The 13,314-nt window shown below is 43.9% G+C and carries 7 protein-coding genes; 1 reads left to right on the plus strand and 6 read right to left on the minus strand.

Annotation, left to right across the window (positions count from 1 at the left end; all coding sequences use genetic code 11):
* Window positions 1–84: 84 nt before the first annotated feature.
* The 4 genes from O3Q51_10175 to O3Q51_10190 all read right to left on the minus strand — a co-directional run bounded on the left by O3Q51_10175 (window position 85) and on the right by O3Q51_10190 (window position 8,393).
* Window positions 85–2,922, minus strand: coding sequence for an alpha-amylase family glycosyl hydrolase (locus tag O3Q51_10175; GenBank protein MCZ4409178.1), 2,838 nt, complete (start codon window positions 2,920–2,922; stop codon window positions 85–87).
* Between the two features lie 126 nt (window positions 2,923–3,048).
* Window positions 3,049–5,265, minus strand: coding sequence for a CotH kinase family protein (locus O3Q51_10180; GenBank protein ID MCZ4409179.1), 2,217 nt, complete (start codon window positions 5,263–5,265; stop codon window positions 3,049–3,051).
* The gene (locus O3Q51_10185) at window positions 5,262–6,632 is read right to left on the minus strand and encodes an alpha/beta hydrolase-fold protein (GenBank protein ID MCZ4409180.1); all 1,371 of its coding nucleotides are present in this window, start codon (window positions 6,630–6,632) and stop codon (window positions 5,262–5,264) included. The genes O3Q51_10180 and O3Q51_10185 overlap by 4 nt, the downstream gene beginning before the upstream one ends.
* A 69-nt stretch (window positions 6,633–6,701) precedes the next feature.
* Entirely contained in the window at window positions 6,702–8,393 is a 1,692-nt protein-coding gene (locus O3Q51_10190) for a T9SS type A sorting domain-containing protein (GenBank protein MCZ4409181.1), read from the minus strand.
* Window positions 8,394–8,523: 130 nt separating this feature from the next.
* Here O3Q51_10190 and O3Q51_10195 point away from each other — a divergent pair, with 130 nt between their 5' ends.
* A complete protein-coding gene (locus tag O3Q51_10195; GenBank protein ID MCZ4409182.1) occupies window positions 8,524–10,392 on the plus strand; it encodes an alpha-amylase family glycosyl hydrolase in 1,869 nt (622 codons plus the stop codon).
* Between the two features lie 8 nt (window positions 10,393–10,400).
* Here the strand turns inward: O3Q51_10195 and O3Q51_10200 are convergent, their stop codons facing one another.
* Window positions 10,401–11,732 carry an MFS transporter gene (locus O3Q51_10200; protein MCZ4409183.1) on the minus strand — a complete coding sequence of 444 codons (1,332 nt, stop codon included), beginning with the start codon at window positions 11,730–11,732 and terminating at the stop codon, window positions 10,401–10,403.
* A gap of 113 nt (window positions 11,733–11,845) precedes the next feature.
* Window positions 11,846–13,294, minus strand: a complete 1,449-nt coding sequence (locus O3Q51_10205) for a T9SS type A sorting domain-containing protein (protein ID MCZ4409184.1) — start codon at window positions 13,292–13,294, stop codon at window positions 11,846–11,848.
* Window positions 13,295–13,314: the final 20 nt, after the last annotated feature.

Consider the following 13,314-nt stretch of genomic DNA (forward strand, 5'->3'; position numbering starts at 1 on the left):
TAGTTGAGCAGTTAAAATGAGTGGTTAAATCTAAAAAAAATCTATGTGTCACTTGTACACGTTTGTTCAAACTGATAAAAATCATTATTTGGAATCGACCATAACCTTCGCTGTGGCTACGCCCTTTTCAGTGCGAAGCTGCATAAGGTATAATCCACTTGCAACTTTAGCGCCTGCATTGTCTCTTCCGTTCCATCGCTGCATGTGATTTCCCTGAGCAAAATTGCCCGACGCTAAGTTTCTCACAACACGTCCCTGAAGGTCAACTACAGCCATATCTACTTGAGCAGACTGGTCAAGAGTGAAAGACAATTGAGTGAAATCTGAAAATGGATTTGGATAAGGAACGTCCAAAGAGCCCCCAACAAAGTCAGCCTCTTCTATACCTAATGACAGATCGGGAGTTTCAAGCTCTACGGTCGTATAAATTCGGTATTCTCCGGGCTCGAGCAAGAATGGGTTATTCAAATCATTCTCCACAATGGATTCCCCCGTGAAGTAGTCGTACCAGGTTCCCGTTTGCGTAAAGCCGGGAACAATACTTATCGGCGTCACTTCAAAATTTGCAATGATCACCACATCCATTTCAGGGTGTTGAATAATCAAGCGCTTACCTAGTCCGCTGACATCCCAAGTGTAATTATCACTTCGGAAAGCTTCATTCTCTAATTTCAATTTGATCAAAGCGGCAGTTACTTTGAAGAGTCTTTCACGCGCGGGCACCTCTTGGTAATCCCAGCGGATAGGTTTAGGATTGGTTCGACATCCTTCTTCAATTGTGACACCATCTTCACATAAGTTGATGCTGAACTCATACCCCAGCTCACCGAATTGCCAGATCATTTTGGGTCCGCGGTGCGGGTATAGAAAAGCAGCTACAGCTTCTTGACGTGCAAGCGCAGTATTCAAGTCGGTGACATTATAATCTCCGCTGCTATTTCCGAAAGCGAGATTCTTGAACATTAATCGTTCTTCGTCATGGCTTTCAGCATAGCTCACCAGGTTTGGCTGCCCCCATCCTCTCACTTGGTAATCGGCCCAATTTAAGTTGGCATTGCTAGAGTACCCCATTGAGTTCTGGTTGTACTGCTCGGTCATTTTACCCCAGAGCATAAAGTCGTTATTGGCTAAAACCGTTTCTTCGGGATTATCTCCAAGATGCTCCAGAATGAGGTAAACCTCATCGTCGTATGAGTAAATTTCATCTCGGATTCGCGTCCAATGATCCACTCGATCTTGATCGTATTGGTTCCATTGCCCCACGTTACTACTGAAGTTTTGGGTAAACCCTTTGCTCAAGTCGAATCGGAAACCGTCAAATTTGTACTCTTCAATCCAGAAGCGGAGATTTCGATTGACGAATGCCTGCGTATGAGGAGAGTCGTGGTTGTAATCGTAACCCACGTTGAAAGGGTGCTGTGCTTGAACATTAAACCAAGGATTCTCAGCAGTCGGAGGTCCCGCCGCACCATTTTCAGAATACATTCTCACCTGAGGATTCTGACCAAAAGAGTGGTTAAATACCTGATCCAGAATCACGGCAATTCCTCTTTGGTGACACTCGTCAATAAACTCTTTCAGCTTATCGGCAGTTCCGTAGTACTTGTCAGGAGCGAAATAAAACATCGGGTTGTAGCCCCAACTAATGTTTCCTTCGAATTCCATGATGGGCATAAGTTGGATCGCATTGACACCCAATCTTTCGAAGTACGTTAAGGTATCAATAAGGCTTTGGTAGGAGTGGTCTTCCACGAAGTCTCTAACCAAGAGTTCGTAGATCACTAATTGATCAGATGGCGGGCGCTGAAAATCTTCCACCTGCCAATCGTATGGCTCTTGAGCAGTTTGCAGCACCCCCACGATTTCAGAGGTGAGGCCCTCAGGATATTCAATTAAACCAGGGTAGGTTTCTTCAGAGATAAACGGATCATTCCATGGATCGAGAATTTTCTCGCAATAAACATCAGCTACTCGGAGATCTTCCTGATCGATGCTATATTGAAAACGATATTCCTGGCCTGCGACCAGGTTTGGTATTTCCAACCAGTATCGATCACCTTCAGGAGTAACATTCATAAAGTAATCAGGATTGAACTCCCAATTGTTAAAGTCTCCAAGTACGTAAACGAAATCTTTATTTGGCGCAAAGAGCTGCAGCACAACGGTATTGTCATCAATGTAATTGATACCGTCTATTACGCCCGGAGGAGGCGCAGACACAACGGGATCAGATTGAATGATCACATATACTGAATCGGTAAGGGTTTCAATTCCATTGTCAGCTTCCATCCACAACCATTGCTGGCCGGTGGGCAGCACGGTCAAATCAATCGAAGTCTCTATAGAAGAAACGCCGGATTCAGAAGCTACTATGTCGTCATTGAGATAGAGTGTAAGGTCAGCATTGGCATTCGACTCCCCTAAAAAAGTATAATCAGTTACCGGGTCTAGAAAAATTTCAGGTGCGGATGGAGTAGTAATTCCTGCTGAGAACTCACCTGCGGGATACACATCAATGAATATATCTGAGCCGTCAGCATTCTTGCCTTCGAGCGAACCATTCGTATTTCGAAATACGAAAGACAACTGTTCGATATTTTCATCGCCAGTGAGGCCATAAAAATCAATGATATTGTAACTGATCTGATGGGTGTTTGGCCCTACAAAAGTCATAACCACATTGGGATCGGCCGTACCCCAATTCCCTTGGACATTCTGCCATCCATTCAATCCCTCGATGATCACTCCCGTGTGTGCGTATACAGGGACAACACCCACGAGCTGACCATTTCCTTCTGTGGCATGAAATGTCACGGTGACATCATCATTAATGGTCGGGAAAGGTGGGTCAATAGTTACAACCTGAGCAAAAACTCCTAGATTAAAAACAAAAAACCCAAATGCGTAAATCCACTTCTTCATATCCTGATCGATTGTATCTGTTTTTAGTAATTAGTGTCAAAAATACACTTTAGGATGTTAACTCAGCAATTCCAACGAAAAAAAATTTCACCAAATGAGAATCCTATGATGTAGTATTAATTGTGGTTACTGTTTCACAAACCGCTGAACGCGGTTGTTAAAATGAACCATATAGACGCCATTCGGGAGAGGAGTGGTATCGAAAAACTCACCTGTACCGCGGGCTAGGCTTTTGCCTTCTATCGATGTTATTCTATAACTCACCTTGGTTCCAAAGAAAAGAAGTGTGGATACCGGATTGGGATAAACCGGGTTTTCACTAAGGTCTAAATCAGAAATACTGAGCAATTCCGAATTGGAGGCTCCCGGGGTCGAAGTCGAAAAAAGAATCCACGGGATTTCCGCGTCGTCTTCTCGGCCATAACTGAAGTCTGTTGGAAGCGTTGGGAAATTTACCCCATCTACCCATCGGACTCCATCTGCTTCAGCTTTAAAAAGAAGGACTTCTTCGCCTCCGGCACTCAATCGAAAGTTGGCATGAAATGGTCCGTCATCTAAATCCCTATCGGCCCAAACCAGAAGAAACTCTCCGGGCTGCAAGGTGTATTCAGGGAAGTGCCATTTGGCGGTAGAACTTGAGTTATCGCTCAAAAAGTAATCTCCCAATTCCACTGTGACACTCGTCGGATTATAGATCTCAATCCAGTCTTCAAAGTCTCCTACCTCATCGGAAATGGTTAAGTCATTGGAGCTCATTAGCTCATTGATCACGAGGCTCGAAGGCTCAGAATTGTAGATATGCCGCGCATCACAATAGACGGTTCTATTCGCTCCTGATCCTGTGGACAAACTCACATTATAAGACAGTTCGTCGAAATCCATGGGCAGTTCTATTTCAAAAACTACGGAGTTCATCGGGGTTGAGACAGACTGGGTTTCCTGCTGGATTCCGTTCACCGTAGAGTTCAATTCAGCTGAAAGACAGTCAGGTCCTTCAAGAAAAACCTCAATTCTGAAAAGGGAAGGAAATTGATCAAAGTCCTCCTTTACTCTGCTTGGAATAGGAGCGATGTTTACAAACTCCAATTGATCAAGAGCAGAGTTTTTCCTAATCTCTGCAAACTCTAAGACGCCGTAATCGACATGGCCACCGGCACCATCATCCAGTGCGTTTAAAAAGTCACTAGCATCAAATCCCCAGTCCAAGGGACGATAAGGGTCTGCCAGAGCCGAAGCTTCAATAAACCCCTGCAGGCTTTCGATGTAGGTTTGATGTAGCGGTGTGAAGTAGTGATTCTGCAATAAATCGTCAATGTGGTAGGAGAATATATCTCGAAACTGATCGATATCCATGAGTCGATTGAACAATGGTCGGGTGGCCCCCGTTTGGCTCCAGGTATAAAGATTTCTATTCGACCAATTACGGTCTAGCCAATCTATCCCCCATGTATTATCGGTATCATAAGGAATGTACTCAAATTGATCGGTGGTGGGGTTGTGGTACAGATAGAAGTTATTCTGATTGTAAATGTAGCCGTCCCAATTTCCCGTCAATACATCTATGGCCGCCACTTTGAGGTAACTGTATACATTGAAATAGTTATTGAGTCCGCACTCAAGGTCTTGGTTTGATGATTGGTTCAAGAATCCGATGAACTCCGCCAAATCGGAATAATCGTCCAATTCGGTATTGGTCTTCAATTCATAGGTTCGGGTTCCCCAAGGAGCTACTTTGTAGTTGTCGGGATTAGTTCCTAAATAACCCAAATCGGCAGGGTAACTGCATTTATACAGGTTCCCGCCTTGGCTTCCGAAGCGCAATTCCGCAAATTCCTCGTCGATATGCTCGGTGTTGAGGTAAAGTCCATAATACTCGTCATTGATATAAACCTCCACGTGATTTGATCGAGGAGCAGGCACTCCAAGATCATGGAATAGATCCCAACAGAGTCTGGATCGCATCATGGCGGGATCATTCGTCTCAGCATTCAGGTTGAGCTTTTCCAAGCCAAAGTATTTCTGGCCTTGCACAAATGTGTTGAAGGATACTTTAAAGGATTTCTTGATTTTGTCACGAGATGTATTTCCGCGAAAGCGAAAACCCACCAAGGAAATCACATCGGTTTGCCCCTCTGCCTCGAAGGCAAATGAGGCGGGGTATTCATGATCGGAGTACCAGTTGTCTTCGAGGTAGAGATCCTCTAAGCTGTCAACGTCGATGGTAATATAGACCTTCGGGATTTCACTGGAAGTGTAGACATGTCCGTTCTCAGGCAGGTTTGGCTGAGCCAGAATCTGCAAAGCGGAAAGAAGGTATAGGCTAAAAATGAAAAGTCTTTTCAAAGCTTAATGAACTTTTCTAAAAATTGCTGACCACTGCTCTGTGCATTCAAATAATACATTCCTGCCGGCAATGGACGAACATCAATCTTACCACGCTCAGAAATGCCCGAATGTAATTTCCGACCTGACAAATCAAAAATGGAAAAAGAAACCGTTTCATTGATACCCGAATAGTGAATAAAATCGTCGGATGGATTGGGGTACAATTCGATACTTGGCTGCTCGATATTCCCCGACGAGAGTGGGTTAAAAAGGTAGAGCCAATCGAAAGCATCGGGATATTCTTGGGCCCAAAACCACTCACTATGCTGTCCGTTTGAGACAAATTGAAAATTGATTTCCTCTTCTTGAAAACCATCGGCTTCCAGTGTCGCAATCATATTTTCCACATCAGCTTCAAGTCCCCCACTCTCTTGGCCACCTGCTAAGAAATAAAACTTCATATCAGCTTGCTTGCCCATTTCATCGGCAAAATCGTAGATGGCATCATTGAACCAAAACGAGGGTGAGAAAATCCCCACTTTTGAAAATACATCTTGGTACTTCATTGCCGTGTAAAAGGAGATCAGCCCACCAAGTGAGCTTCCCATGATGCCCGTGTGTTCCCTTTCGGGCAGGGTACGGTATTCCAGATCGATGGCAGGCTTCAGAGTATTTGATACAAAATCGGCGTAAGCATCACCCTCTCCTCCGCCATATTCGGGGTGAGGATAAGGTGTATACTCATCTATACGGAGAGAACCTCCGTTATCTATGGCGACGATGATAGCACCATTGTATCCATCTTCTTCAAAAGCCAGCATGGCCTCATCTATTTCCCACTCTCCGGCAAAAGACTCTTGATCGGAGAAGAGATTTTGACCGTCGTGCATGTAAAGCACAGGATAGTTTAGCTCTGTTTCTTCGTAGTCTATTGGTAACAATACACGAACTCGTCGCGAGCGATCGAGCTCGGGCATAAAAAAGGCTTCATCAAATACGACAAGGTTTTCGGGCAGATCATCGGGAACAAATTCGCCCTCCCAAGAAAGTACTTCGATGAAAACGGTATCGGTATTGGAGAAGGAGAATGTGCGATCGGGCAAGAACCCACCTGTCTCATTTCCTTCGACGGTTTGCCAAGAACCCCTTGTGATCTTGCCGTCAAAACTCGTTGCCGTGCTCTCCGGCAAATCCAGAACCCATTGGTCGGTAGTTTCAGAAAATATCCATTCAGCATCTCCGGGATTCCAGCCATTCGGTTCTCCTGCGAAATAGATTTGATCATCCACAGGAGTATTGGATGGAATGGATGTGATGACAATGGCTCTCTGAGCTACTGATACCAAACAAGCCATTGAGAAGATGAAAAGACCGACTAAACGCATATTGCCTAAAGATAAAAAAGGGCATCCGTAAATGTCGGATGCCCTTTAATGTAATAATCAATACCCGATTTACTGTACCATCAACTTGTAAACGGCAGTCTGGCTGCGCTCGTTTACAATGTTTAGGAAGTAAAGACCGGGATTCAAATCAGTTGTGTTGACTTCGTAACGCGTCGTGTTTAAAACAGCATTCTCACGAACCGTTTTTCCAGTAATGTCTACGATGTTCATTCTCAAAGTGTATCCATTCGGGTTAGGAACATCGATGTAAGAAACGCCATTTGAAGGATTCGGGAAAATAGATACCGAACCGATCTCTAAATCATTCGAGTTAAGTGGGCCGCAAGAATTGAAAGGCACAACAACTATTACTTCCTCCTCACCTGAACGAGTATGAGTTCTATTCCAACCTCCGATACCGTTAGCAGTTCCGCATCCGCCTGCTTCAAAGTCAGCAGACTCTTCATTGTCTACAACGTTTGGATCTCCATTCGTGTACTTGTATTGCAAATCAGGTGAACCTGAAACTTCGTAAGTAACTTCATAGATACCATCCGAATTGTCGTCAGTCATTGTTAATGCACCTGCTTGGAACACAGGATCAGTGAAACTTCCGATCAAGAAAACTCCTTCGGGAGAAACTGTCTCAGCATTCATATCTACTTGGAATGTAATGTTGGCAGGGTCAGGATTAGGAACGCATACTTCACTACACTGATTAATACACGCATTAGCTGTAACTGGATCAGGGCCTACAACAAGCTCCCTATTACCGTTAACTGCACATGTGGCAGGAACTGCTTCCCAGCCTCCAAGACCATTTTGGAATTTAAATTCATAAGTACCTTCGCCTAAGGCAAGGGCCAAACTATATGTTCCGTCGCCATTGTCATTCATAGGTTGTCCAGAGAAACCATTGAATGAACCGGCAAGAAATCCACCGTTATCGACATCTTCATTAGAAAGATCAACCGTGAAAGTAACGTTAGGGTCTGAGCACGTGTCGCAGCTACCATAGCAGTATGACTCGGTAACAACCGTAGCACTTCCTACCGCAATTTGACGGTTACCTGTTCCATCGCTACAGTCACCTGATACAGATTCATCCGGATCAACTCCGAAAGTAGTACCATTTACGAATTTGTATTGGTAAGTAGCATCAGCATCAACGTAAGTTACATATCCCCATTCATTCAAACCGAAAGGAGTACATGAACCGTACTCAGGTGTCCAGTTTGGCTCGATGATCGTACCTGCAACGTGAACTCCTGCTTCAGAGGTAGTTTCATTCGACATGTTCACATTCAATCTCACGGCTACTTTTCCTGCCGGTGCGGTTCCGTTGTAAGGAATTGCAGGCAAAACGAATCCATCAGGCTGATTTAAAGCATCTGCATGCCAATCAGTAACGGTAAAGAATCGGTTCCCATCAATAGCAACTTCACCAGGAACTCCTTCGTTCCCTAAATTGGTTCCGTCAGGATTCCAGTCGCTACCGTTGATAAATTTAAATTGGTAAGACCCTGCAGGAAGATCAACAGTGAGCTCATAGATACCGTCAGAATCATCGTCAGTCATCATTGACTCGCCCGGTTGCCAGTCTGCAGAAAAACCAGCCTCTTCTTGCCAGTTCCCAGCTGCATGAACGCCGTTAGCCGAAACTGTTTCGCCGTTCATATCCACTTGAAAAGTAACACTTACCTGAGCCATCGAAGCTGATCCGAAAAGCGCGGCTAGTGCCATTAAGTAAACTTTTTTCATAATCGTAAATTTTAAGGTTTGAATAGAGTTATTGTTCTTTTTACACTAACAAAATTAGCTTAATTTTGACAACCTTGAAAAAACAGAAACTGATTTTCATCAGGTTTAAACACTATTATCTGATTATCAAATGATTAAAATTATTCTCATACTTGGATTCACAGCTTGCACATCGACGATTGGATTTGCATACAGCGTAGAGTCTGAATTGCTCCAATCCAATAAAAAGACTGAGTTCACCTTAGAGCCACCGCATTGGTGGGTAGGTATGCCAGATGAAAATCTGGAAATTTTGGTTCACAAAGAAAACATCGGAGGCAATGAATTTATGCTTAAAAAATCAGGTGATGGTGTAAGTCTAACAAATACGACTCAGCTGTCTAACCCAAACTACATTATCTTGAATTTGGAGATTGGGAAGAATGCGCCTGCTCAGACATTGCAATTCACTTCTAAAGGTGAGGCAGGTAAATTTTCTTTTGAATACGAGTTGGAGGCGCGCCAAGAAGCAAAAAGAGGACTTTCGGGAAAAGACCTTATTTATTTGGTTACTCCCGATCGATTCGCAAATGGAGATGAGTCCAACGACAGTGTTGAAGGAATGACACAAGTCGGCATTGACCGCAGTGAGCCTTACGACCGACACGGTGGTGATATCCAAGGAATCATCGATCATCTGGATTTTATCCAAGACCTGGGTACTACGGCCATTTGGCCTAATCCTCTTTTGGAGAACGATCAGCCGCACGAGTCGTATCACGGTTATGCCATAACCGATCATTACAAAATCGATCCACGATTCGGAACTAACGCACTTTTTCAAACACTGATGGACTCGCTTAGAGGCAGGGATATGAAGATGGTGATGGACGTAATCTACAACCATATCGGCAATGAGCACCATCTTTACACAGACATACCAGATAGCAATTGGTTTCATTTTCACGATGGGTTTAACAAGACGAATTACCGCGCTCCCGCATTGATGGATCCATATGCCTCGGATTTCGATCGGGATAAAATGAGTGATGGTTGGTTTGACAAGCACATGCCCGACTTGAATCAGAAAAATGAGCACGTAGCTGCGTACTTGATTCAACAGACGATTTGGTGGGTAGAAGAGTTCGGCATTGAGGCCTTGCGTATCGATACCTATGCCTACCCCGATCAAGCCTTTATGAGAGCTTGGGGAAAAGCCATGAAAGAGGCCTTTCCCGATTTGTTCCTTTTTGCAGAGACATGGGTGCACGGTATTCCCGTTCAAGCATGGTTTTTGGGAGATGCGTTAGGACCAGAGCCAAATTATTTAGACGGTCTCACCGACTTTCAACTGCACTATGCTGTGAATGAAGCGATGAATCAAGGTCAGAGCTGGACGGGAGGAATTGCCAAAGTGTACTACACATTGGCGAAAGACTACGTTTACGGCCATCCCGAAAATATGGTCACGTTTTTGGATAACCACGATTTGGCCAGGTTCAACGGTGTGGTCGGGAAAGATTTTAAAAAGTTCAAAATGGGTATCGGTATGCTCATGACGATGAGAGGCATCCCGAGTCTTTACTACGGCACTGAGCTACTCATGAGTGAAACAGATGGTCACGGAAAAATCCGAGAAGATGTAATGGGCGGATGGGCTACGGATAGTTTGGACAAGTTCAAACCTGAAGGTAGGTCGGACTTAGAAAATGAAGCCTTTGATTACATCAAAAACTTAGCTGCTTTGCGACAATCCAACGAGGCATTGCATTCGGGGAAAACAACTCAATACGTTCCTATCGATGGATTGTACGTGTATTTCCGTTACGCGGATGATCAAGTCTTTATGGTTGCGGTGAATACGTCTGATAAAGAAGTGTCCACACCCAGAACGAAATACGATCAGTTTTTGGCAGGAAAAAAATACGTTACCGACGCGATCACATCAGAACAAATGCCCATCGGAGAAAAAGAGATGGTTTTTCAGCCTAAGTCATTTTCCATCTACCAGCTTCCTTAAAAGAAAACTCAAGACGATATTTCGACGTTTTTTATTCTGAAGGTTAAGATTCCTGCCAAAATCATAAAAGCACCACCTAGCATCAATGCATATATCGGGTTGCCGCCGAAAGCATATTTTACAATCAAACCACCGAAAATAGCGTTGATAATCTGCGGAAGGACAATAAAGAAATTGAAGATTCCCATGTAGACTCCCATCTTATTTGCAGGAATGGAACCTGCCAACATAGCATAAGGCATGGCCAGAATACTGGCCCAAGCAATTCCAACCAAGATCATGGAGAACAACAGAAAGTTGGGCGAAGGCGCAATATAAATTGACAATAATCCTATACCTCCTGCAAAGAGAGAGATCATGTGGGTTTTTCGACGTCCGATGGCTTTCGCAATTGAAGGAAGCATGAATGCGTAAATAGCCGATACCAGATTATAGACCCCAAAGATTACTCCTACCCAATCTGCCGCGTCAGAATACATTTGCGATGAACTATCATCTAAGGCAGTTCCGTAGACATGATGTGCAATGGCAGGGGTTGTAAAAACCCACATACTGAAAAGACCAAACCACGAAAAGAACTGAACTAAACCCAGCTGCTTCATGGTAGTAGGCATATTTTTAAAATCCTTTGGCAAATCTTTGAGTCCGCCCGATTCCTCTATAATCTCTTCACCCGCAAACTCTTGCAGCTCTTCAGGGCTATACTCCTTCGTTGTGAATATGGTAATCAGAATGGTCACCATTAAAACGCCTGCACCGACAATGAATGAAAAAACCACGTTATCGGGAATTTCACCGTCAGGAGCCGTATTTGAAATGCCAAACCAATTGGCAAGTACGTATGGAAGCCAAGAGCCAATCACCGCACCAATTCCAATTAGTACGGTCTGAATACTGAATCCTGAATTTCTCTGTTCGTCTGATAGCTTATCGGCCACCAAAGCTCTAAATGGCTCCATGGCCACATTAAAAGACGCGTCCATAATGGCTAAGAACCCAGCCCCTACCCACAAGGCTGGCAGGAAAGCGATAAACAGGTCAGCCTGTGGCATTAAGATCAAACCTGCAGAGGCCAAAATTGCTCCAGCCAGAAAGAATGGGCGTCTTCTTCCCAATGGGGTCCAGGTTTTATCGCTCAAGGCGCCGATGATTGGCTGAACAATTAATCCTGTTAAGGGAGCAACAATCCAAAACCAAGAAAGCTCATGTACATCCGCTCCAAAGACTTGCAAAATCCTGCTTGCATTCCCATTCTGAAGCGCAAACCCCATTTGAATTCCGAGAAATCCGAAACTCATATTCCAGATGGAGGCAACACTAAGTCTTGGTTTTTGCTTCATGATCTTTTGGTTTTGAAGCGAGAAATATAGAAAAAACATTGGTGTCAGGATAACACTAAACAAAAAAGGCGGTACCCTTTTCGGATACCGCCTTGTTCTATTGGTTGTTTAATCTAGTTCTTAATCACACGTGCAATTCTAGTCCCGTTTTCATGATAAAAGCGGAAAGTATATTGACCTGAAGGCATTCCAAAAAGATCATAAGTTACTTTCTGCTTTTGCTTAAAGCTCACCATATCGATTTGAAATCCTTGTGTATTGTAAACTCTGTAAAATCCGGTTTTCACACCTTGCATGTCAAGGGTTACCCTTCCTACTGTCGGATTTGGATATGCAATGATTTGGTAAGGTTCAAAATGCTTGACAATTGTTGACGCCCTCAGCGTACCGGAGATGTCGACATTATCAAGAAGGAGCAAACTATTCGGCTCAGGATTACCGCTTTCCTTACTCGAAACAAATTCAATGGATACTTTATTCGCAGTTACGAAATTTTCTTCCAGCTCATCCAAAAACGGATATTCAACGGACTCATAAACATCAGTTGGCTCAAGGTCTATCACTTTTCCATATACGGGAATCAGAGATTCTCCTGATTGCTGGTAAAAGGTGATAACAGCTTCAGCGATATCATCGTCGGCTAAATATTTGTAATCAAAACTCAACATCGAGTGTTCTTCGATTAAGTCAATCGTAGGGATTCCTCCTTCTGTTTCTGCAGTTCCAATCATAGCTTTGGATGGCTCCGCAAAACCATCAAAATCGCGAGTAACCAATCCGAGAGCATTCTGCCCATCTGCCGCATCGAAAGATTGAATATAAGTCGGGTTAAGCAGATCTATTTCAACATCAACTTTTACCGGGTAAAAAACCGCCGGAACTTGTGCCCACACGTCAAAACTACCATTGGGAATTTCGTCAGATGAGTTGATAAAAGACAAATTGTCAATTTCCATCCACGATCCCACAGGGAAATCACTATCGCTTCCGATCAGATCTGCCGTAGCAAATCCAAAAACGACCTGGTTGTACTGTGCATCGAGAGTTGTTCCGAAATCGAATACTTCAGTTTCCCAATCTTGCTGTCCGCTAACAGGGAAGAAGAAAGTACCTACCCCCATATTTCCCGTTCCTACCGGTGTCCCGTTCATTTTAAACTGAACGATGACGAATCCCGAAGCTTCACCCGGGAAGTCGTAGCTCATATCTACTGAGAAACCCGTTACGTTGGGATCTGAAGCAGGTATACCACCTGGGAAAACAAGGTCTTCACCTACTTGGTCAGGAGTGCCTCCCAAAATATAAAAAGCAGGTGTTACCTCATCTCCTATTTCGATATTCTCTAGTCTGATGGCAGACCCATCTTCGTGCTCAACTTGCACAACATTGGTCTCGCCAGTTTCGACAAATATTTCATAATTTGAACTGATCGCATCGAACGACATAAAAGGTTGTTCGAATAGAATAAGTTTGTTCCAATTCTCAAAGTCGCCATTTTCGACTTGAGCAGATGCGGCGGTTCCCAGCGCCAAAAATGCTAAAGGGAGTAAAGATTTTTTCATAGTAAAACAAGTTTATTAAT

It is taken from the genome of Cryomorphaceae bacterium 1068, assembly GCA_027214385.1.
Taxonomy (GTDB): domain Bacteria; phylum Bacteroidota; class Bacteroidia; order Flavobacteriales_D; family Cryomorphaceae; genus JAKVAV01.

Excerpts from the sequence above, each read along its gene's own strand:
- O3Q51_10205 (MCZ4409184.1), bottom strand. The coding sequence starts at position 13,294 with ATGAAAAAATCTTTACTCCCTTTAGCATTTTTGGCGCTGGGAACCGCC.
- O3Q51_10200 (MCZ4409183.1), bottom strand. The coding sequence starts at position 11,732 with ATGAAGCAAAAACCAAGACTTAGTGTTGCCTCCATCTGGAATATGAGT.
- O3Q51_10190 (MCZ4409181.1), bottom strand. The coding sequence starts at position 8,393 with ATGAAAAAAGTTTACTTAATGGCACTAGCCGCGCTTTTCGGATCAGCT.
- O3Q51_10195 (MCZ4409182.1), top strand. The coding sequence starts at position 8,524 with ATGATTAAAATTATTCTCATACTTGGATTCACAGCTTGCACATCGACG.
- O3Q51_10175 (MCZ4409178.1), bottom strand. The coding sequence starts at position 2,922 with ATGAAGAAGTGGATTTACGCATTTGGGTTTTTTGTTTTTAATCTAGGA.
- O3Q51_10185 (MCZ4409180.1), bottom strand. The coding sequence starts at position 6,632 with ATGCGTTTAGTCGGTCTTTTCATCTTCTCAATGGCTTGTTTGGTATCA.